The sequence below is a fragment of the Pontibacillus litoralis JSM 072002 genome, from assembly GCF_000775615.1.
Taxonomy (GTDB): Bacteria; Bacillota; Bacilli; order Bacillales; family BH030062; genus Pontibacillus; species Pontibacillus litoralis.
The window spans coordinates 49,751-70,970 of sequence record NZ_AVPG01000012.1 but is presented as its reverse complement, the minus strand read 5'-3'; the positions used below and the strand labels follow the sequence as shown (position 1 = coordinate 70,970).

16 protein-coding genes are annotated in these 21,220 nt (G+C 36.7%); 12 read left to right on the top strand and 4 right to left on the bottom strand.

The genetic code is table 11. The features are described from left to right. Positions 1-3: 3 nt before the first annotated feature. From N784_RS09230 to N784_RS09215, 4 genes are all read right to left on the bottom strand, one after another. On the bottom strand, positions 4-945 hold the full coding sequence (locus N784_RS09230) for an ABC transporter permease (protein ID WP_036834354.1): 942 nt from the start codon (positions 943-945) through the stop codon (positions 4-6). Between the two features lie 11 nt (positions 946-956). Beyond that, entirely contained in the window at positions 957-2,528 is a 1,572-nt protein-coding gene (locus N784_RS09225) for an ABC transporter substrate-binding protein (protein ID WP_036834352.1), read from the bottom strand. Between the two features lie 177 nt (positions 2,529-2,705). Further along, the gene (locus N784_RS09220) at positions 2,706-3,545 is read right to left on the bottom strand and encodes a MurR/RpiR family transcriptional regulator (protein ID WP_036834350.1); all 840 of its coding nucleotides are present in this window, start codon (positions 3,543-3,545) and stop codon (positions 2,706-2,708) included. Next, positions 3,542-4,252: an HAD family hydrolase gene (locus N784_RS09215; RefSeq protein WP_036834348.1), complete on the bottom strand. Its 711-nt coding sequence runs from the start codon at positions 4,250-4,252 to the stop codon at positions 3,542-3,544. The genes N784_RS09220 and N784_RS09215 overlap by 4 nt, the downstream gene beginning before the upstream one ends. A 591-nt stretch (positions 4,253-4,843) precedes the next feature. On the opposite strand from N784_RS09215, the gene N784_RS09210 reads away from it, so the two are divergent. The 12 genes from N784_RS09210 (at position 4,844) to N784_RS09155 (ending at position 20,860) form a co-directional block, all read left to right on the top strand. Further along, a complete protein-coding gene (locus tag N784_RS09210; RefSeq protein ID WP_198134415.1) occupies positions 4,844-6,961 on the top strand; it encodes a sensor domain-containing protein in 2,118 nt (705 codons plus the stop codon). Between the two features lie 94 nt (positions 6,962-7,055). Next, complete coding sequence (locus tag N784_RS09205; RefSeq protein ID WP_036834347.1) at positions 7,056-7,961, top strand: NAD(P)/FAD-dependent oxidoreductase; 906 nt, start codon at positions 7,056-7,058, stop codon at positions 7,959-7,961. A gap of 122 nt (positions 7,962-8,083) precedes the next feature. Then, positions 8,084-9,820, top strand: a complete 1,737-nt coding sequence (gene cydD, locus N784_RS09200; RefSeq protein WP_036834346.1) for a thiol reductant ABC exporter subunit CydD — start codon at positions 8,084-8,086, stop codon at positions 9,818-9,820. Continuing rightward, positions 9,817-11,532 (top strand): thiol reductant ABC exporter subunit CydC, encoded by a 1,716-nt coding sequence (gene cydC, locus N784_RS09195; RefSeq protein WP_036834345.1) that lies wholly within the window; start codon positions 9,817-9,819, stop codon positions 11,530-11,532. Before cydD ends, cydC begins: the two co-directional genes overlap by 4 nt. A gap of 272 nt (positions 11,533-11,804) precedes the next feature. Then, on the top strand, positions 11,805-12,821 hold the full coding sequence (locus N784_RS09190; protein WP_036834343.1) for a LacI family DNA-binding transcriptional regulator: 1,017 nt from the start codon (positions 11,805-11,807) through the stop codon (positions 12,819-12,821). Positions 12,822-12,884: 63 nt separating this feature from the next. Then, a complete protein-coding gene (locus N784_RS09185) occupies positions 12,885-13,670 on the top strand; it encodes an ABC transporter permease (RefSeq protein ID WP_052127229.1) in 786 nt (261 codons plus the stop codon). A 17-nt stretch (positions 13,671-13,687) separates the two neighbouring features. Beyond that, positions 13,688-14,764, top strand: a complete 1,077-nt coding sequence (locus N784_RS09180; RefSeq protein WP_232306000.1) for an ABC transporter ATP-binding protein — start codon at positions 13,688-13,690, stop codon at positions 14,762-14,764. Continuing rightward, on the top strand, positions 14,749-15,915 hold the full coding sequence (locus N784_RS09175) for an extracellular solute-binding protein (RefSeq protein ID WP_036834339.1): 1,167 nt from the start codon (positions 14,749-14,751) through the stop codon (positions 15,913-15,915). The genes N784_RS09180 and N784_RS09175 overlap by 16 nt, the downstream gene beginning before the upstream one ends. Next, positions 15,912-16,733, top strand: coding sequence for an ABC transporter permease (locus tag N784_RS09170; RefSeq protein WP_036834338.1), 822 nt, complete (start codon positions 15,912-15,914; stop codon positions 16,731-16,733). The genes N784_RS09175 and N784_RS09170 overlap by 4 nt, the downstream gene beginning before the upstream one ends. A 19-nt stretch (positions 16,734-16,752) precedes the next feature. Further along, positions 16,753-18,030, top strand: a complete 1,278-nt coding sequence (locus N784_RS09165) for a hypothetical protein (RefSeq protein ID WP_036834337.1) — start codon at positions 16,753-16,755, stop codon at positions 18,028-18,030. After that, positions 18,030-19,538: a CehA/McbA family metallohydrolase gene (locus N784_RS09160; RefSeq protein WP_036834336.1), complete on the top strand. Its 1,509-nt coding sequence runs from the start codon at positions 18,030-18,032 to the stop codon at positions 19,536-19,538. Before N784_RS09165 ends, N784_RS09160 begins: the two co-directional genes overlap by 1 nt. Beyond that, positions 19,538-20,860, top strand: coding sequence for an MATE family efflux transporter (locus tag N784_RS09155; protein WP_036834333.1), 1,323 nt, complete (start codon positions 19,538-19,540; stop codon positions 20,858-20,860). The genes N784_RS09160 and N784_RS09155 overlap by 1 nt, the downstream gene beginning before the upstream one ends. Positions 20,861-21,220 lie beyond the last annotated feature (360 nt).

Below are 21,220 nucleotides of genomic sequence, written 5' to 3'. Positions count from 1 at the left end.
CACCTACTTCAGTTCTATTCGTGGATCTAGCCAACGATATAGTATATCAATAATGAAATTCATTAATAAAACAATAAACGCGATTATGACTACCATACCTTGAATTAATGGTAGGTCTCTATAACTTATAGAGGATATTAGTAGCCTTCCGAAACCAGGTAATGCAAATACTTGTTCAATTACCAAACTACCAGCCAATACATCAGCAAATATCATACCAAAAATAGTAATAACTGGTATAAGCGCATTTTTTAAGACGTGAATATAAAGTATTGATTTCTCTTTTAAACCTTTACTCTTAGCAGTTCTAACATAATCTAGTTGTAATTGTTCTATCATAGTGGTTCTTAAGTATCTTACAACAACAGCTATTTGGGGAATGGCAATCGCAAGTGAAGGCAAGAATAAACTGTTCAAAGCTTCGCTAGGATTTTCAGACCAAGGTACATAACCTGTTGGGGAGAACCATTTGAATGTTAAACCAAAAATGAGCATTAAAATTATTCCTAGCCAAAAAGATGGAATGGCCATGCCTATTTGAGTTGTTATAGATAAAGCGGTGTCTACCCAACTTCCTTGTTTCTTTGCACTATAAATACCAATAGGAATGGCAAGGAACATGGTTATGACAATAGACATAATCGCTAAAGAAAGAGTCACAGGAATTCGGTCTATGACCAATTCAGACACTGGTTGAGAAAAGCGGAGGGATTCACCGAGATTTCCAGTGAATACTCCCCCTGCCCAGTCTAGAAATTGTTCATAAAGCGGTCTATCTGTCCCTAGCTCTTTTTCTAAAGCGGCAATTTGCTCTGGTTCAGCATCCATTCCAAGAATCGTTAAAGCCGGATCTCCTGGAATAATACGAAACACAAGGAATGTCATAATCATAACTATGAGAATGGTTACAAAAAATGTGAAGCATCTCCGTAGCAAAAACGCCATTTAGGACCCTCCTACTCAACATAATGAATGGATGACATATCTTGAACATACAATGGATATAATTTGTAGCCAGCTAAATCACTTCTCATAGCTACACTAAAATTAGGGTCCATAATATACACGGCGACAGCATCATTTGTTAATATCTCTTGAGCTTCTTTATAAAGATTTACTCGTTTCTCATCATCTGTTTCTTTCTTTGCTTGTTGGATAATCTCATCATATTCTTCATTGTTATAATTATAGAAGTTCGCTGCATAAGTTGATTCATAACGCCCTAATACTTTATGGGGATCCAATTTACCAGTTAAGCCGATAATCGTCATATCATAGTCGCGTCCTTTATAAATACGGTCTAACCAAACGCCCCATTCAACTAGCTCAATATTCGCTTTAATACCCACTTGTTCAAGTTGTTGCGCAATAACTTGTGCAGTATCGACATGAAACTGGTAGTTAGAAGGGACAGAAATAGTTGTTTCGAAGCCGTCTGGATATCCACCTTCCTCTAATAATTGTTTAGATTTCTTAATGTCTACATTATAAGTGTCCTCTAAACCAGATTGGTAATACTTTTCCATTGCTGGACTCATATTTGATCCTAATTTAGTTCCGAAGCCAAATGCCGCTGTTTCAATAATTTCATTTACATCTATTGTATAGTTAATTGCTTTACGTACTGTACGATCATTAAATGGCTCTCTCTCGTGGTTCATTGTCATTAGTTGAACCATGTTTTGATCTCCTTGAATGTAGTTGAATTCATCTCCTAATTCCTCGATTCTCTCATTTCCAATTCGAGGATACATGTCTATTTCTCCGGCTTTAAAGGAAAGTAATGCTGCTTCACTGTCAGGAATAATTCTAAATTCTACTTCATCTAAATAAGGTATTCCTTCAACATAATAGTCTTCATTTTTTTCCAGAACTATTTTTTGTTCTGGGGAATACTCAACAAATTTGAAAGGGCCTGCTCCTATTGGGTGTTCATTATGTTTATCATAGCCTTTAGGTAGTATTGCTACTGTCATTTGTGTTAGGAAAGAAGAATCTACATCTTTTAATTTTATAACGACTGTTTTCTCATCAGATGCTTCGACACTTTCTATATTAGTGAAAGACTCAGCCAATGGTTTACCAGTATCGACGCCCATCAATCTTTCCATTGAATATTTCACATCATCTGTAGTTACAGGCTCTCCGTTATGGAAAGTAACGTCTTTCCTAAGTATAAAAGTGTAAGTTAATCCGTCTTCTGAAATAGAATAGTCATCCGCAATAGCTGGGATTACCTCGCCTTGTTCATTAGGTTTTAATAACCCTTCAAAAACGTTATACATAATTTCATATGTTCCAGATGCTGCGGATAGGTGAGGATCTAAGTAGTCGATATCTTGTGGTACAGATACAACGACCTTTCCACCATCTTTCTTTTTCATTTCTTCGGAAGAACTATCTTCAGTGTCACTATTCTTTTCCGTGCTAGTGTCATTTGTGGACCCTTGTGCAGAACAACCAACTACTGTAAGCATTAATAATCCAATTAACATAAAGAAAGAAATTTTTGGCTTTAATGATTTCATAGAAATACTCCTAATAATTAGTAGATCTTATTTGTTGTTAACGAAAGGAACAGTTTTATTTGAAGTTCACCTGATTCTATGAAGCTAGCATCACCTCCTTAATAGGAATCATGACTTTACAATGTAACGAATAAGTATTTATAACGTATCGTTGTTCTTTTCCTTGTCAGTTTCTTTTCACTTCTCGTTATACTCTATATTCATATATTTCCACTGTTGCTCCATCTTGGTTAGGTTCTTTTGGATACGATTGTAATCAAGTTGAGAGATGCGATAAATGATAGCGTTCATAATAGCAACTGGAGCTGTATACGAGTCTAGAAAACTATTTGAAACTGTTTTAGCGAACAAACTTGTTGTAGCTAAAGGAACAAAAGGAGACAGTGGAGAATCTGTGAAAACAATAATCGTAACCCCTTGTTTTTTTGCGGTTTCTACTACTTTTTTTGTTTCCGTACAATACCTTGGAAAAGCGGAAATAATGAGAATATCCTTGTTGGAAAAATGAGTTGAATATTCAGCGATTTCTCCTTGGGGGATTTGCGTTACAGCGCCATACATAATTTTCAGAATGTATGAGAATGGGCTGGTTAAGGAAAGTCCCATGCGCCAACCTGCTAAATAAATATGACTAGCGTTCATAATAGATTTTGCTACATCTGTAATTTCTTTCTCTTGATTAGATAATTTTGTTGCTGTTAAGTTTTCTATTTCTGAATCATAATGACTTTGTAACCATGAAGCTTCATCATTTTGTTTAATAGCGTTCATCCGTCGTAATGTTCTTTCTTTAAGTAAAGAAGCTTGTAAATCCCGTTGAAATTCCTTGAAATTAGGGTACCCTAATATTTTGGCAAGTCGGAGTACAGTAGCTTCACTTACATTAGCTTTTTCCCCTATTTTTTTCGCGGAAAGTAAGGTTATTTCATCTAAATGTTGGATGATGACATAAGCTACTTTTTGTTGACTCATACTTAATTGCTGATAATTTTCTTCAATAGTAGTTAAAACGTTCATTGTTTTAACCCTTCTTTATTTGTTACTATACTTGGAATCTCTTTAATAGATTCAATGATAAGAGGATGCGTAATTTCATTAATACCTAGACCCCCATAAGGGTTAATAAGCGCAGCTTTCATATTCACTTTCTTTGAACCTATTACGTCATCATAATAGTTATCTCCGACGTATAAACATTCTTCAGCGTTGACATTAGCATTTTTTAATCCAATCTCAAAGATTTCGGCATTGGGCTTGTTAACACCGACTTCAGAAGAAATAACGATTGTGTCAAAATAATCGATAATTCTGTTTTTCTCTAGCACATCTCGAGCAGTTTCATCCCAGTTTGATATGAGACCTATGTTAATAGAAGCGCTCTTCAATTCCTGAAGCACTTCTCTAGTGAAAGAAAAGCAAGTCCAGCCTTTTTGAGTATGTTTATATTCGGAGAGGCTGTTCATTTGATGCACTAAATCAAATGAGAGATTTAAATGATAATTTAATGTTCCGTAGTACCACGGCAGGTAGTGGTTTTTTGTTTTTCCGAGTACTCCTGGATATTTACGCATAAAATATTTATCTGTTATATGAAATGCTTTCTCTATTTCATATAAAGATCGGTAGAATCCGTGATCTTCTATATAAGTTTGATACATTTTTTCTCGATTTAGGTGGACAAGTGTATAACCTAAATCGAACCAGACATATGATATAGGTGCCATCTTTAAACCTCCAATAGGACTTTAGTGAAGGATTTACTACATTTTTTTGTAAGGTGTTGCTTATCCTTCATGAAACATTGTAATAGAGTTATGTTATAGCTAGGTGAAGGCATTGTGTAGATTCGGTAAAATTCGTAAATAAATTGCTGGATGCTTCCTTAACGAATGATTCCATTTCAAAATGTAAATAACTTTATATCCGAACAAATATAATAGTCTATTTCCAATTCAGAAGGGAGCTTTTCACAGGCATGGCCACCTCGCTTGATCCCATTGGTTTACGTTTCAATCTGGCGGTATAAGTGTCTTTTCTTACAAACATTCGAACAATATTTAATACATTCGCTCAGATATGCTGTTGGAATAAGCAATGAAAAATTAACTAAAAGTGATAAAAAATAAAAATATTTTCGAATTTTATTTGTACAAGTTGGAATATATCAAGGTATGATAAAGTTAAGGGATAGGAAAATAGTATCAGAGCGAGGTGATTGTTATATGGGATATAAAGGGAGAATTCTAGGGATTTCAATGATGTGTACATTACTAGGAGGATTCTTTTTTTACCAATTTAGTATAAGTGGCCAAAACATGGTGATCGAGCTCATTGTCATAACTATATTACTTGTATTTAGTTGGTATTTAGGGAAAGAATGGGATCAAAAGCGTTTTGAAGTAAAGGAATATAAAGAAAAAAAGGAACAACGTGTAAAGACGGACGATATGTTTGAACGGATGATGGATCATGCTTCGCAGTTTTTATTCATTCATAATGATCAACAGATTTTGTATGTCAATCCAGCAACAATAGACATGTTAGGTGCAAGCGATGCTCGTGAAATCACAGGTCATTCATTAAGCGATTTTAGTTTGACGTATGATGTAGAAAGTCGTGATGATATAAGTGACGTGTGCTTCATGAATCAGCAGGTTAAACGATTAAATGGTGAATATGAAACGATTCGCATGATGTCTATTCCTATAATCTTTAAGCAACAAGCGGCGATAATGTGTATAGGGATAAAGGATGCAGATTCTAGTAAAACGCATCAACAGTTCATAAATATTAATGACGCTTTAAATGAATCTACGATTATAGCTATAACGAATCGACAAGGGGTCATTACATACGCGAATCAAATGTTTTGTGATATTTCCCAATATAAACAGGAGGAGTTAATTGGACAAACACATCGCATTATTCATTCTAATCATCATTCTAAAGAGTTCTTTAAAGACATTTGGCGAACAATTTGTGAGGGGAATGTGTGGAAAGGTGAGATTAAGAATCGAGCGAAGGACGGTTCTCACTATTGGGTAGATACAACTATTGTACCGATTTTAGATCATAACCAAAAGCCGTATCAATATGTTGCTATTCGGCATAATATTACAAAAAGTAAAGAGATGGAAGAATCACGTGAAAGGTTGGCGAATTATGATCCTTTGACGCAGTTACCGAATCGGTACAATGTGAGTCAGTATTTAGCACGAGCATTGAGAGATGTGCGGATTGGGAAGCAATTAGCCGTTATGTTCGTTGATTTTGATGGGTTTAAGTTGTATAACGATACGTATGGTCATTCCTTCGGTGATGAACTGTTGAAATCTGTAGCGGAACGTCTTCAAGAAACCGTAGCGAAGTATGGAAAAATTGGCCGTTATGCAGGTGATGAATTTCTAATCATCGTAAACAACACGGATAGAAAGAATGTGGAACGCATCGCTAAAAGGATTAATAAAGAATTTGAAACTCCTTTTATCGTTATGGGGAGAGAATTGTTTATTACATTAAGTATTGGTATCAGTCTATATCCTTTTGATGGATTGGACTCGGAGACATTAATAAAGAATGCTGATACGGCAATGTATCGAATCAAAAGGCTTGAGAAGAATGGTTGCAGCTTTTTTGAAGAAAAATATAAGCATTCCAATCTAACGAAAATCAATATAGAAAATGGCATTCGCAAGGCTTTAAGAAATGACGAGTTTCGCCTTTTATATCAACCTAAGATAGACCTGAAAACGAATACTATCGTCGGGACAGAGGCGTTGGTGCGTTGGGAAAGTCCTGAATGGGGTACCGTTTCTCCAGGTAAGTTTATTTCCATAGCGGAGGAAACGGGGCTTATTGTTCCGTTGAGTAAATGGGTGCTGCATACTGCTTGTCATCAGGCGAAACAATGGCATAATCAAGGGCTCACGTTAAATGTAGCTGTTAATATTTCCGTACGTCAATTTTATTTAGAGAATGTCGTTGCAACTGTATCTGATGTGTTACGGGAGACTGGGTTAAACCCGAAGCATTTAACACTAGAGATCACCGAAAGTATATTTCAAGATGTAGTGAAATCAAAGCGTATATTGCAACAATTGAAAGAGATGGGGATAACTATTAGCATTGATGATTTCGGAACAGGGTATTCATCATTAAGCATTTTAAATCAATTGCCAATCGACCAATTGAAAGTGGATAAATCATTTATTGATGATGTTCCAGAAAATGAAAACGCTGTAACGTTAGTGAAGACGATTATGAATATGGGGAAACATTTAGGATTTGAAATGGTGGCAGAAGGTATCGAGGATATAGAACAAGAAACGTTCTTAAAGAAGCACGAATGTGATATTGTTCAAGGATATTATTACAGTAAACCTGTTAGCCCGATGGAAATTCAAACATACTACTATTTGAGACAAGGTGGGTAAGCCTTGTCTCTTTTTTTATGTGTAAATAAAGCATAGAATGGGCAATATATTCCAACACTAATGAGAAGAAGGGGAACGGAAGGGTGCTTGAAACATGAAGGCGAAGGTCTATGATGTTGTGATTGTCGGTGGTGGTCCTGCTGGATTGAGTGCTGCGCTTGTATTGGGTAGAGCTCTTAGGGAAGTTATCGTTATTGACGAAGGAAGTCCTCGGAATAAAGTGGCAGCACAATCGCATGGCTTTTTATCGAGAGATGGTGTGTGTGCAAATGAGTTACGTTCTATTGCTGCACAGGAATTAACTCCATATAAAACCGTTACGTACCTTAAAGGTGTTGTTTGTGATGTGAAGAGAGGGGACGATTGTTTCCAGACGACCACATTAAGCAATCAAACGTATGAAAGTAAGAAAGTTATAGTCGCAACAGGAATGAAGGATCAGCTTCCTACTATTCCAGGATTGGAGCACGTATACGGAAAATCTGTTTTTCCATGTCCTTATTGTGATGGTTGGGAACACCGTGAAAAGCCATTAGCATTGTTTACAACAGGTAATCAAGCGTTATTCTATACCAAGCTCATTTATAACTGGAGTAAAGATATCATCGTATTTACCAATGGGGATATGAATATGGATGAGGTATCTAGAAAAGAACTGCAATTACACCAAATTCAATTCGTCGAAAATACTATTCAACAGCTCCAATCTAATGAAGGTACGTTGCAGCGTGTTGTCATGAATAATGGGGAAACATATGAGCGTACAGGGGGATTGCTGCAACCCATTTATACAAAACAAGCCCTCACCATTTCGGTTAGAACAAGTGATAATGGAGGATATGTAACGAATCATCACGGTTTAACCCATATACAGGGTTTATATGTTATAGGTGATGCGAGACATGTCTTTACGAGTCTTATAGGTGCAGCTAGTGAAGGGTATGAAGCGGGAGTTGTCATCCATCACGAACTAGTTGAGGACGATTGGAACCAGAAATAGAGTGGCTGATTTCGTGCATTTCCATAACTGATATTTTATAATAGTAGGCAACATACATGTGAAGTTGTTCACTATATAGATATAGTTGACATGTGTACAATGAAATGTTGGGAGAAATATAAATGAACCAATTAAAGGCTATAGCGAAACAACATAAAGGTACAAGGCTGTTTCTCGTATTTTCTTCAATATTGTATGCGTTAACAGTTATTTTACAAGCCTATTTTCTAGTGACGATTGTCGATGCCGTTTTTTTACAAAGTGCTTCGTTCACTGAAATCGTTCCTTATCTGATGGGCTTATTGTGCGCCTTAGTGGCTAGGTCCGCACTATCCTACGTAAACGGACGAGCTGGGGTGAAAATGGCGACAAAGGTGAAGCAACAATTTAGACAATCGCTATTGAAGAAGTATACCCGTAATCCGTTACAGACGTCGTTACAAGGACAATCCGGTCACAAGGTAAGCGTGTTTATGGATGCTATTGATGAAATTGATAGTTACTTCAGTAAGTACGTCCCGCAAGTGATTCAAACGTCAATCGTACCGTTATTCATATGGATAGCTGTCTCCATGGAGCATGTAAGCACGGGTATAATTATGATCATTACGGCACCATTTATACCGTTGTTTTACATTATTATCGGTATTATGACGCAAAAAAAATCAGAAGAGCAAATGGACAAAATGGCGCTATTTTCTGGGCGTTTTTTGGATACGTTACAAGGGTTAACAACGCTTAAATTGTTCGGTAAATCAAAGCAGCAAAAAGACGTGATTCGTCAAAGCAGTTTGGATTTCCGTGATGCGACGATGGAAGTATTAAAAGTAGCGTTTGTTTCCTCTTTAATGCTTGAGTTAATATCGATGCTTAGCATTGGAATCATTGCACTAGAAGTCGGAATCCGTCTCGTTGTGTTTGAAAGTATTTCTTTCTATACGGCCTTTTTTGTTCTTGTGTTAGCCCCCGAATTTTATTTATCATTAAAAGATTTAGGAACAGCTTTTCATACAGGGCGAGGGAGCATGGGAGCAGCAACGAAGATTCAAGAAGAGTTAGAGCAAGAGGAGCACAATGTGCAGTGGGGAGAAGCTAGTGTAGACAATGCTTTTGATTCTCCGCCCCATATTTCTCTAGATGGAGTTGGATTTCAATACGGAGAAGAAGGGTTTGCATTAAAGTCCATTTGTACAACCATTGAACCTTATGAACATGTAGCGATTGTTGGACGAAGTGGTGCAGGGAAGTCTACACTGCTTTATTTAATAGCCGGCCTCCTCCCAAAAACGGAGGGAGAGATTATGGTCAACCATCAGCCGCTTTCGCATTATAAAGAAGCTGATTGGTTTGAACGTATTAGTTATATAACGCAGCATCCATATATATTTGCAGGTACCATACGAGAAAATATTGCATTAGGAAGTAATATTGCTGCTTCTACGGAGCAAGTAGAACGTGCTGCACACAAAGCCGGAATTGCTGACCTTATCCAATCGTTAGAACAAGGATATGATACGCCGATTGGTGAAGGAGGACGTGGTTTGTCTGGAGGAGAAAAGCAGCGTATTGCGATTGCACGTGCTTTTTTGAAGCAGCCGTCTATCGTGCTGTTTGATGAGCCGACAACTGGTTTAGATTTATACACTGAACAAATTTTGCAGCAGTCTATTAACGAGTTGTCTAAGAACGCAACTGTTATTAGTGTGGCGCATCGACTGCACACGATAAGAAATGCCGATAAAATACTGTTTCTAGCAAACGGTGAACTAGCTAACCAAGGTACAGATGCTCAGTTAATGAAAGCGTCTACGGACTATGCCAATATGGTGTCCGTGCAGCAAGAGGGGGTGGAAAGATGAAAGCGTTAAGCCTCGTACTGAAAGAAATGGCGCTAGAAAAAAGAGATATCATTCTTTCTGTTATCTTTGGATTTCTAGCGGGAGTAACAGCAGTCGCTTTATTTGCCTCTAGTGGTTATTTAATTTCTAAAGCAGCTCTTGTACCACCATTCTATACATTAACTATCCTAATCGCAGTCGTAAAAATATTAGGATTTGCCAGAGCTTTCGGTCGATATCTGGAACGGTATTTTTCTCATCGAGCTACCTTTGCGATATTAAGTAACTTACGTGTTTCTTTCTTTGAGAAGCTAGAGCCTATTGCGCCGACTATTTTTCAAAAGTATCGTAGTGGGGATTTGTTAGCTAGAGTGGTAGGAGATATTGACCGTTTGCAACACTTCTTTTTACGGGTGTTCTATCCGCCTGTCTTGCTTGTCTTTATTTTTCTAGCGACCATTTTATTTACCACGATGTTCTCGATATATATTGCGCTCACTTTACTTGTCGGTTTATTGTTAACGGGATTTGTTGTACCTGTTTGGTTCGCTTATCAACAACGGAAAGTCGATTATAAACTCCGAGAAGAACGTGGCGCGTTATCCACGGAAACGACAGAATTTCTATATGGGTTTAGGGATTTGAAGATAAATCAAAAGCTAGAAAGGAAAAGAGACGCGTTAGAACAGTCATCTCAGACGTATGTGAATGAACAACAGCGACAAGGGAATGTAGAGATGTTTAACCAATCATTGAACCTTATGGTGACATTGCTCATATCGTGGTTTGTTGTAGCAATCGGTGCTTTATTAGTTATCGACGGTGAATTACAAGGTGTCTACTTAGCGATGATCATAATGATATCGTTAACGGTATTTGAAAATGCCCCCCCAATGGCGGTTGTACCTATTTACTTGCAAGATAGTAGCGTTGCAGCCAGTCGATTAACTACAGTTGTTAAGGAAGAACAATTACCAAGCGTCGAGCGAACAACACAAACGTTACCGAACGAAGCGTTAAGTATTCGAATCGAAGACGTATCATTTACCTTTCCAAATGAAAAGCGACCATCTATTGATCATATGCATATGCACATTCCTGAAGGTGCAAAAGTCGCCATCGTTGGTCCAAGTGGTTCAGGTAAATCAACATTATTGCAGTTGTTGTTGAAGTTTCACCAACAGGATAAAGGAACGATTTATATAAATAATTATGCTACCGATGATATTGCTGCAACAGATATATGGTCGAAAGCGAAAGTCGTTTTACAAGAGAATCATTTCTTCTACGGAACGATTCGAGACAATTTATTAATTGCAAAGGAAGAAGCAACAGATGCAGAGTTAAAGCGTGCATTGGAGCGGGTCTTCCTGCAGCATCTAGCGCTAGATCAACAAGTACTCGAAAAAGGAGAGAATCTCTCTGGAGGAGAAAAGCAACGTTTAGCTATTGCTCGAGCGATGATCAAACAAGGTCGGTTATGGTTACTTGATGAACCAACCTCATCTGTTGATTTACTAACAGAAAGAACGATTTACAATTATATTTTTCAACAAGCACAGGAAGATACCGTCATACTCATTAGTCACCGCCTAGTCGGATTAGAGAAAATGGACCACATTATCGTGATGGATCAAGGGGAAATAGTCGAATCAGGAACATTTCGCGAATTAATGGATCAACAAGGGTATTTCTATGAAATGAAACAAATAGAGCAGAGTGTTTTAGTTTAGTGTGAAAAGCGCAATCCTTAGGGTTGCGTTTTTTTAATAATATTTTTTACTTTTTGTGGCCGGAATATGGATATTACCCATGTAATTATTGTCTTTTAAACTAGATCATTCTATTTTAATCCATTAATTAGACGAAGCAGGTGCCTGTTTACGTTTGATTAACAGAACGTTATTATTTTTCGTACATTTCCTTAACGTAAGCTAAACAATTCTACTTTATAGTATGAAATGTGCATGTGGTAGCGTTACCAGATAGGAAAAGGTGGAAGAAGATGAAGGTTAAAATTTCAGACGTTGCAAAAAAGGCAGGAGTCAGTACGACAACTGTTTCGAGAGTGATTAATGGCGAGAGGTATGTTTCTGAAGAAAAAAGAACACTTGTAGAAAATGCAATAAAATCTTTAGGTTATACACCTAACCGCATGGCAAGGAGCTTAGTGAGGCAAAGAACAAATTTAATTGGCGTAATTGTTCCTCAAGTAAATCTTAGCTTCTATTACTCTATTATTACGATTATGGAAAAGGCGGCATATGAACAAGGCTATAATTTATTCATTTGTAATACGATGCACAATGCGCAAAAGGAATTTCGATATTTGAAGCTTTGTAAAGAAATGCAAGTAGATGGTCTGATTTGTATGCACGAACAATTACATAGTCGTTCCCTACAATTTATTGAAGAGTGGGGCATTCATACGGTGTCTGCCAGTGGAGAAATGGATACGGTTAATATGCCTAGCATTTTAATTGATAACCATCAAGCTGCAAAGGAAATGACCAATCACTTACTCTCATTAGGGCATCGACATATTCATTTTATTGCAGGTACTAGTGAGCCGCACGCAACATTAACGAAACGTCTTGCTGGGTTTCATGACGCAATAAACGAATGTGATGAAGACATCATTCATGATATTGCTTATGGTGATTATTCATTACAAAGTGGTTATGAAGCTATGCAGCATTTTATTGATCAAGACAATGTGCCAACAGCGGTATTCGCAATCAGTGATGACGTAGCAATTGGTGCGATAAATTGTTTGAAGGTAAATGGGAAACGTGTTCCAGAAGACATTACGATTGTTGGATTTGATGGGAGTGATATTTCGAAACATTTTATACCTCGCTTAACTACTATAGAACAACCTATAGAAGATATTGGTAGGGAGACTGTGTCAAGTTTAATTAAGTTAATTAACGGGGGAGAAATCTCAGATAAGACGATGGTTCCTTATCAACTTTTCATTGGAGGTAGTTGTGCCCGATTGCAGGGAGGTGAGCGTAATTAACTATTATGTATTTAGGAGGGAAATGGAGTGTGGTTTTTTAAATCTGTATCAAAGCGGAATCTAATGGAGTTTTTGTTAGTCACGCTATTTTGTTTGTTTTTTTTCATGCCGCTTGTCAATTTAGTCATACTAGCGTTCTCAGGGGAGTGGCAGTATCCGAATAAATTTCCAACTTCATGGTCGTTAGAATGGTGGAAATTCGTTTTAGAGAATGATGAGGTTTCAAGATCGATTATGCTCTCTTTCTCCATTGCTATCATTGTTACTATTCTTTCTATTATCATTTGTATTCCAGCAGCTTATGCATTTGCTAGATTACAATTTCCATTAAGAAGGACGTTTCTATTCTCGTTTTTATTAACGAATGCATTTCCGAAGATGGGACTATATGTAGCAATCGGCGTGTTATTTTATCAGTTTGGCTTGATGAATACTTTTACAGGAATTGTATTAATTCATATGGTAAACACGTTAATGTATATGACCTGGATCCCTTCTGCGGCGTTTAAGAATGTACATGCTTCTCAAGAGGAAGCTGCTCGAGATGCAGGGGCATCACCTTTTAAAGTATTTTGGCATGTCACGTTGCCGATGGCAGCACCCGGTATTATCGTGGCCTCCATATTTACTTTTTTATCATCACTTGATGAGGCACAAGGAACTTTGTTAGTAGGTATTCCTGATTATCAAACAATGCCTGTAGTTATGTACTCCATTATAGCTGATTACCCAAGTACAGCTGGTTCCGTGTTCTCTATCATATTAACTTTGCCTACCATCATTCTCTTATTAGCAGCTAGAAGATTTTTAGGAGCAGATGCAATGGCAAATGGATTCCAAATGAAGTAAAGGGATAGGTGGATTAAATGGATATTCAATTAGATGTAAAAAATTTGACTCATGTGTTTAAAACGGGGGAGGGGATAAGGGATATAAACTTTCAAATCAAGCAAGGCGAGTTGTTGACGTTATTAGGTCCATCAGGTTGTGGAAAGACGACTATACTGCGTTCAGTAGGTGGATTTATACAAAATCAGCAAGGGAAAATTATCGTAGGGCAAGAGGATATAACATCTTTATCACCAGAAAAAAGGCCTACTGCGATGGTGTTCCAAAGCTACAATTTATGGCCGCATATGACTGTTTTCGACAACTTGGCATTTAGTATGAAATTAAAGAAAATGTCTAAAGATCATATTAATGAAAGAGTTCAATGGGCGTTACGTCTAATCAGGTTAGAAAATACGGCAAAGAAGTATCCATCTGAATTATCAGGTGGGCAGCAACAGCGTATCGCATTAGCGAGAGCACTTCTCTTAAATCCAAAGGTATTATTGTTAGATGAACCATTCTCTGCTCTTGATGCTAAGTTAAGATACGAGTTAAGAGAAGAATTAAGAGAAATTCAATCTAAAGAAAATTTAACCATGCTCTTTGTTACACATGACCAAGAAGAAGCGTTATCTATCTCTGATCGAATTATCGTAATGAACAAAGGGGATATTGAACAAATGGATTCTCCACGTTCCATTTATAACGAACCTAATACGTTATTTGTTGCGAAATTCATAGGGAAAATGAATTTTATCGAAATTCCTATAGCCGACCATAAAGCTTCAATCGGAAATAATATGTATCATTTTAGTCATACGAATAGCTCGAAGCTAACGGCAGCCATCCGTCCAGAAGATATTACAATTCAGGAAGGTAAAGGGGATTGGTTAGCAAGCATCAAAAAAATCATGATACTTGGACATTACGCAGAAGTAACGCTTGAAACAGAAGACGGTATATTAAAAACATTCGTAGAAAAAAGGAAACTAGAATCACTTCATGTTCATGACCAAGTCTCAATCTTATTACAAGATGTTCGATTTTTTGAAGGAAACGACTGGATCAAATACATTAAAAAAGAGGAGCTACCAACATGTATAACCGTGTGAAAAAACTTGCTAAAAAATCAGCTGTATTAGGAATGACAGGATTATTCGCATTATCATTAACTGCTTGCGGAAGTAGCGAAGATGCGGCTACTACTTCGAAAGAGTCAGAGCAAGAAAAAACGGAAATTTCCTTATACACCGGTGGATCATTAAATGTAAAAGAATTTTGGCAAGAAGTGATTCCGGCATTTGAAGAAGAGCACCAAAACATCGATGTCGAGCTAGTGTTTCTTCCTGCAGGTCAAGGAGGACAGTCAACTATGGATCGTTTAATCGCTGCAAAGAAAGCGAATAAAGATTCAGAAGTAGATATTTATGAAGGTGGTTTAGCTGACATCGTTGTAGGAGAAGAAGAAGGCCTATTTACAGAGTTGAATGAATCAAATATTCCTAATCTTGCGAATGTAAAGGCGGAGAATTTAGAAGGAACGAATGGTTTGGCTGTTCCTCACCGTGCATCCTCGGTTGTATTAGCGTATAACAGTGACGTAGTTAAAGAAGTACCAGAAACACCTGAAGAAATGTATCAGTGGATTAAGGATAACCCTGGTCGCTTTGCTTATAATGATCCTACAACAGGTGGATCAGGGTCTTCCTTCGTATTAACAACCATTTATAACCAGCTTCCTCCTGAAGCAATGAACGTTCAAGATGAAAGCATTATGGAAGATTGGGATAAAGGATTCGACATTCTAAGTGAGCTAGACTCTTATATGTACCGCGAAGGAGTATATCCGAAGAAGAACCAAGGAACTTTAGACTTATTGGCTAACGGTGAAGTAGATATAATTCCTGCGTGGTCAGATATGGCTTTAGAACAGCTTGATAAAGAGCTTATACCAGAAAATATTAAATTGAAACAGTTGACTCCTGGATTTACTGGAGGACCTGCCTACATGATGCTAGCAGATAATGGAGAAGAAGAAAGAACAGAAGCAGCAGAAACATTTTTGAATTACGTCTTAACACCAGAAGTTCAAGAAACAGTTGTTAACAAAATGTACGGATACCCAGGTATTGAGTGGGAGTTCCTTGATGAAGAAATGCAGAAGAATTTTGAAAGTGTATCTGGAGATTACCGCATATTTAATGGTGGGAAACTAGGAGAAGAAGTTAATAAGAGATGGCAAAAGGAGATTGCCTCTCAATGAGTAAAAGAAAAGAAAATTTATTAGGGATAGCGATGGTTATGCCATCGTTTATCTCCCTTCTTATATTAGTTATATGGCCGGTTATGATTTCAATTAAAGAAAGCTTTATGAATGGAGAAGGACAGTTTTCTTTTGAGAATTATATATATGTATTTACAGAACCAATGATGCTTAACAATATAAAGCATACGGTCGTTGTTACGCTAATTTCGTGTATCATTGTATTATTTATTAGCTATTTTATTGCCATCTATTTACGATTTACTTCAAGTAAAATCGCTAACTTCATAAGAAAAACGTATTTCATCCCAATGTTTGTTCCAGGAATTATAGCAATCTATGGATTTATTAATACGTACCGTGATAATGGATGGATTGCTAGATTAATTGGGCAAGAAAACCTTCCTGTGCTTATGTATGACATTAAAGGGGTAGTCATGATGAATATGTGGTTTAATATTCCATTTACGACTATGCTGTTAGTTTCGGCATTATCGGCGATTCCTGATTCTGTTATAGAAAGTGCGAAAGACGTCGGTGCTACAAAATTAAAGATTTTCTGGAAGTTTATCTTTCCTTTATCTTATAAAACGATGTTAGTAGCAACTACATTTCTATTCATGGGTATTGTAGGGAGTTTTACAGCGCCGTTTCTAGTTGATAGTAATGCTCCTCAAATGCTCGGTGTTTCTATGCAACAGCATTTCTCTGTATATCATGAATTTGGTCAAGCTAGTAGTATTGCAGTCATTATGTTTATTATGTCAGCTGGAATTGGATATTTATACATTCACAGCATGATGAAAGAAGAGAAATAGTACAGAAAAGAGGAAATGTATGATTATCGTTAAAGAAGAATTGCTAAAGAGTGAAGAGGCTTGTACTTACTCCTTTTCACTTGAAGAAGCTGGTTACTATAGTATCAATGCTCAAGTTACTTCAGATACAGACTGGGCCATCAAGGGAAATGAATCTTGTTTAGTAGAAGTCATGCTTGATTTAGAGAATGGGGATGTCATGCGTTTCCATTTTGTTACGTATATGGGCAAAGTATCTCATAACTATAAGGTAAATTTCGGTTACTTACAGCAAGGATCCTATAGCGTGACGATCCGCAATGTTAACAATGCCGTTTGTAACGAGGCGGATATGTATTTGCATCAACTAGAATTAGCTCGTATACCGTTAGATAAGGAACTAACTCTAGTATATAAGCATGCTCCAGTGTTGTATGGTCGAAATCATTTTACAACGTATGATGGCTGTTATACGGATACACCTTTAGCGTTAATGTATTCTTATTACCTCAATGAAGCAGGGCAACTTCAAATTGATTATGAATTTGTGTTTAGTCATGAGGATGAAGGTACGCCAGGTAAGTTACTCATGTCGAAGTGGGGACGTAATACAGATATTGAGTGGTGCTATACCGTTAAATTAGATGCTGATCATTTCGGAGTAATCGAACGAAGTTATCAAGGACCGGAGCATGAATATCGACTCTTTACAGGAGATTTTCTATTACATACGCAGCGACCAATTTTACAAGTGCGTACAACGAATGGAAATTTTGATCACAAGCTGGATTCCAATTATTGTTTTGCGCTTCACCCGGATATTAAATGGGACAAGAAGCTTGAACCACGCGAGAAGTTTATGAAGCAATATAATTACATCAATACCATTATGATCAAAGAAGCCGAACGTCAATTAATAAATCATGAAGAGGATAAACATCGAATTGCACATCCAACAAAATATGTATATGCATTCTTTTATGTTAATGAAGAACATAGAAATGCTGTTATTGATTTAGTATATAAAACAGAAACGGATCGTTATATTAGTTCAGCGCATGATTTTTACCAACCTCCATTCGGATATGGTTCTTATACTGGTGGCTTTGCAAAATTTTTAATTGCTATGGAAATGGATCTAGATTGGTCTGTTCAAGATTTACACGTTCGGTTATTAGATGGAGAGCGTATGGAAATACAAAAAATGGAATTCTATGCTTTACGAGCAAATGGTGCTTTAGAGGAGTTATATAGAGTGGAAGAATCGATTACATTAACGCAAGTAGGAGATTGTAAGCGGGTAAAGGAGGGAGTGTAATGACGCAACTTCATGAATGGAAGACGACTAATTTGTTTGAGACGACAATGTCACTGAATAAAAGTGCGGACCAAAGTCATGTTATGTTTCGTTTCTTTGTGCCTAATGGAATGGATAACATCGAAATAGAATTCTCTTTTGATCCTGTAATGGAAGAGCATTATGAAAATGTGAAAGAAATGATTGAAGAGCACGTTAAATATTATGACCCTAACTTATTAAATAATGAAAATGCTATAAAGAAAATGATGCCCTTGAGAAATTTGTTGACTATCTCAGTTGATGACCCAATAGGTTTTCGAGGGAGCTGCCACCGTTGGGAGCCAATTTCTAAAATTGTCGTTCAAGATGAAGACTCAACACCAGGAATGTTAAATCGAGAAACAAAAAGCGGAATGTGGAATATAATTGTGAATTGTCACTCAATTGTAACGGATGAGTGTAAAGTACACGTGAAAATTGATGGAAAGCATAAAGAATCGTTGACAAAGCGATGGTATCATCAGCCGTTACACGCACCACAATTCCCATTAAAAACGCATGAGGCTATCAGCGATTCAGCAAGAGAAGAATATGTATGGACGAAATCAGAAATACATACCCATACGAATCATAGTGACGCTTCTCAAACGATAAACCAATTGTTAGAGAAAGCTAAACAACTGGATATTCAATGTGTGGCGGTCACGGACCATAATACAATGAGTGCAGTCGAGCACGTTCAGCGATTGGAAGAGCAGTATGGTATAAGAATTATAAGAGGCATTGAATGGACAACATTTTACGGGCATTTATTAACACTAGGCTATGATCATGTGACAGCAATTAATTGGAGTAAAGTAGGACCTATTTCCTTAGAAGAGAGTATACAGGAAATAAAGAAAGAAGGAGCCATTGCAGGTATTGCCCATCCGTTTCGACCAGGATCTCCTTTTTGCACTGGATGTCATTGGGAGTATGCAATGGATAATATTTCACAAATCGATTTTATAGAAGTGTGGAATGGGGAAAATCCTCATAAAGATAAGTATAATATGGAAGCTTTCCAATTGTGGACGGACTTGCTGAATAAAGGCCATCAATTGGCGGCTACATGCGGGAGAGATTGGCACAACCAAGATACGGATAAAGAGATTGCATTCTTATATACGAATGTACCTAGCACTTATTCAAATAAAGATTTTCTTCATGCTATTGTACAAGGACACTCATTCATTACATTAGGTCCGACTATTGATTTTCGTTTAAATGATTGTTATATACCTGGAGATAAAGTGAGTATTTATGATGGGGAAGTACTTTCCTTCAACGTAAGCATTGGTAATAGTATAGAAGATTACACCGTCATAATTGATTCCAATATAGGGATAATTGGTAAGGAAACATTAAATCATTATGAGAAGGTATTGGATAATAGTGAGGATATAATTTGGGTTAGAGCTTGTGTGTATTCATTCAATAAAACATTAATCGCTTTTACCAACCCAATATATATAATGCATAAATAATGAGTAAACGTACAAATCCCACATTAATCTCTTTCGCAAGCATTATTTTTATTGAACAAATATTTAGGGTAATTCAGGGTAACATTGATATTCTAGTACTTGGTCGCGTATCTCATGACGCGGTCGCTGCAGTAGGTGTCGTAAATCAAATCATTGCAATTTGCATTGTAGTGATTAGTATTGCATCAATTGGTACGAATGTAATATTAGCTCAATATGTAGGAGAATATAACTTTACTAAAGTAAAGGTCGTATTATTCAACGGTTTATTTATGGCCATCGTTATGGGAATGGCTCTAGCAGTCGTTACATTTAGTTTTGCGGATTCTTTACTTGAATTAATGGGGTTAAGTGGAATACACCTAACTTATGGAACGTATTTCCTTAAAATCGTTTCCGTCTCTCTATGTTTACATGCTGTTAATATGATTTGTTTAGTGTATTTACGTAACATGCAGCAAAAGAAGCTAATTATTTCTACTTTATGTTTAGCTACACTGATTAATATCACAGGTAACATTGCAGGAGTATATTTCTTTGAACAAGTAGAAAGCATTTTAATATGTGTTGCTAGTATGACGGTATTGTCTCATTTATTAACATGTATAGTATATAGCTATGTACTTATCTCTAACAAAGTTATTCCGTTTAAAACAACTATAATGAATAAAAAGCACATGAAAAGCATTGCCTCTATTGGTGCTCCTTCGGCTGCTGAACACTTTTCTTATTTGTTCTTTCAGTTGTTCCTATCTTGGATTATTATTCAATGGGGGATAGATCAATTAAAAGCAAAAACGTATATGCAATCATGGGCTGAATATATATTTCTTGTCTCTATTACAATTGGGCAGGCTACGCAAATACTAGTAGGACAGAAAATTGGTGAAAAAAAATATAATGACCTTCGTTCTATCGTAAACAAAAGTGTACGGATCAATATTGTTCTTTCCACAACGCTAAGTTTATTCTTATATGCTATTAGTGATTTTGTTATTGACTTTTATGATATACATGATGACATTGCGCGATATATAAAGCCAATCATATTACTAACGATACTTATTGAGCCATTGCGAGCTATTAATGTAAATATGGTTAGCTCTTTATACGCTACTCGTGATACAAAATATCCAATGGTAATTAACGTTTTATCATTATGGGGAATAATGGTTCCGTTCATTCTTGTGTTTAACGGTCATTTAACGATCATATCAGTATGGGTGATGATGATCGTTGATGAGTTCCTTCGCGCAATACTCCTTTCAATTAGATGGAGAAAAAGAGTTTCAAGAATAAGCCATACCCATCAAGTGGTTTAATTAGAAAACGCAATCTTTATGGTTGCGTTTTTTTGCATGGTATAATGTACATAAATTAGGAATGGGGAGGTTCTTTCATGAAATTAAATTCATTTGAGAAATTTGAGTTTATAGCACATATTGTTATCTTATGCTTAGCTCTTGCTAGTATAGCTTCTTATGTTATTGGATATTTTGGATGGTTGTATCTTATAGTTGGGATTTTGCTTGCTGTGAATAGTTTTATAAGGTTGTACATTGTTGTGAAGCGGGGAATGTTAAGGTCTGAAAGGACTCACTCCTAGCTTGTTAAGAAATTGTTACTAATTTGTGAAATTTGCCTTTTGAAAGCGTTTATATAGTATAATATTGGTGTAACAT

What these genes read in the sequence shown, in the direction of transcription:
- N784_RS09210 (WP_198134415.1), top strand. Translation starts at nt 4,844, where the DNA reads ATGGTGATCGAGCTCATTGTCATAACTATATTACTTGTATTTAGTTGG.
- N784_RS09190 (WP_036834343.1), top strand. Translation starts at nt 11,805, where the DNA reads ATGAAGGTTAAAATTTCAGACGTTGCAAAAAAGGCAGGAGTCAGTACG.
- N784_RS09175 (WP_036834339.1), top strand. Translation starts at nt 14,749, where the DNA reads ATGTATAACCGTGTGAAAAAACTTGCTAAAAAATCAGCTGTATTAGGA.
- N784_RS09185 (WP_052127229.1), top strand. Translation starts at nt 12,885, where the DNA reads ATGGAGTTTTTGTTAGTCACGCTATTTTGTTTGTTTTTTTTCATGCCG.
- N784_RS09180 (WP_232306000.1), top strand. Translation starts at nt 13,688, where the DNA reads ATGGATATTCAATTAGATGTAAAAAATTTGACTCATGTGTTTAAAACG.
- N784_RS09215 (WP_036834348.1), bottom strand. Translation starts at nt 4,252, where the DNA reads ATGGCACCTATATCATATGTCTGGTTCGATTTAGGTTATACACTTGTC.
- cydC (WP_036834345.1), top strand. Translation starts at nt 9,817, where the DNA reads ATGAAAGCGTTAAGCCTCGTACTGAAAGAAATGGCGCTAGAAAAAAGA.
- N784_RS09205 (WP_036834347.1), top strand. Translation starts at nt 7,056, where the DNA reads ATGAAGGCGAAGGTCTATGATGTTGTGATTGTCGGTGGTGGTCCTGCT.
- cydD (WP_036834346.1), top strand. Translation starts at nt 8,084, where the DNA reads ATGAACCAATTAAAGGCTATAGCGAAACAACATAAAGGTACAAGGCTG.
- N784_RS09155 (WP_036834333.1), top strand. Translation starts at nt 19,538, where the DNA reads ATGAGTAAACGTACAAATCCCACATTAATCTCTTTCGCAAGCATTATT.
- N784_RS09160 (WP_036834336.1), top strand. Translation starts at nt 18,030, where the DNA reads ATGACGCAACTTCATGAATGGAAGACGACTAATTTGTTTGAGACGACA.
- N784_RS09220 (WP_036834350.1), bottom strand. Translation starts at nt 3,545, where the DNA reads ATGAACGTTTTAACTACTATTGAAGAAAATTATCAGCAATTAAGTATG.
- N784_RS09225 (WP_036834352.1), bottom strand. Translation starts at nt 2,528, where the DNA reads ATGAAATCATTAAAGCCAAAAATTTCTTTCTTTATGTTAATTGGATTA.
- N784_RS09170 (WP_036834338.1), top strand. Translation starts at nt 15,912, where the DNA reads ATGAGTAAAAGAAAAGAAAATTTATTAGGGATAGCGATGGTTATGCCA.
- N784_RS09230 (WP_036834354.1), bottom strand. Translation starts at nt 945, where the DNA reads ATGGCGTTTTTGCTACGGAGATGCTTCACATTTTTTGTAACCATTCTC.
- N784_RS09165 (WP_036834337.1), top strand. Translation starts at nt 16,753, where the DNA reads ATGATTATCGTTAAAGAAGAATTGCTAAAGAGTGAAGAGGCTTGTACT.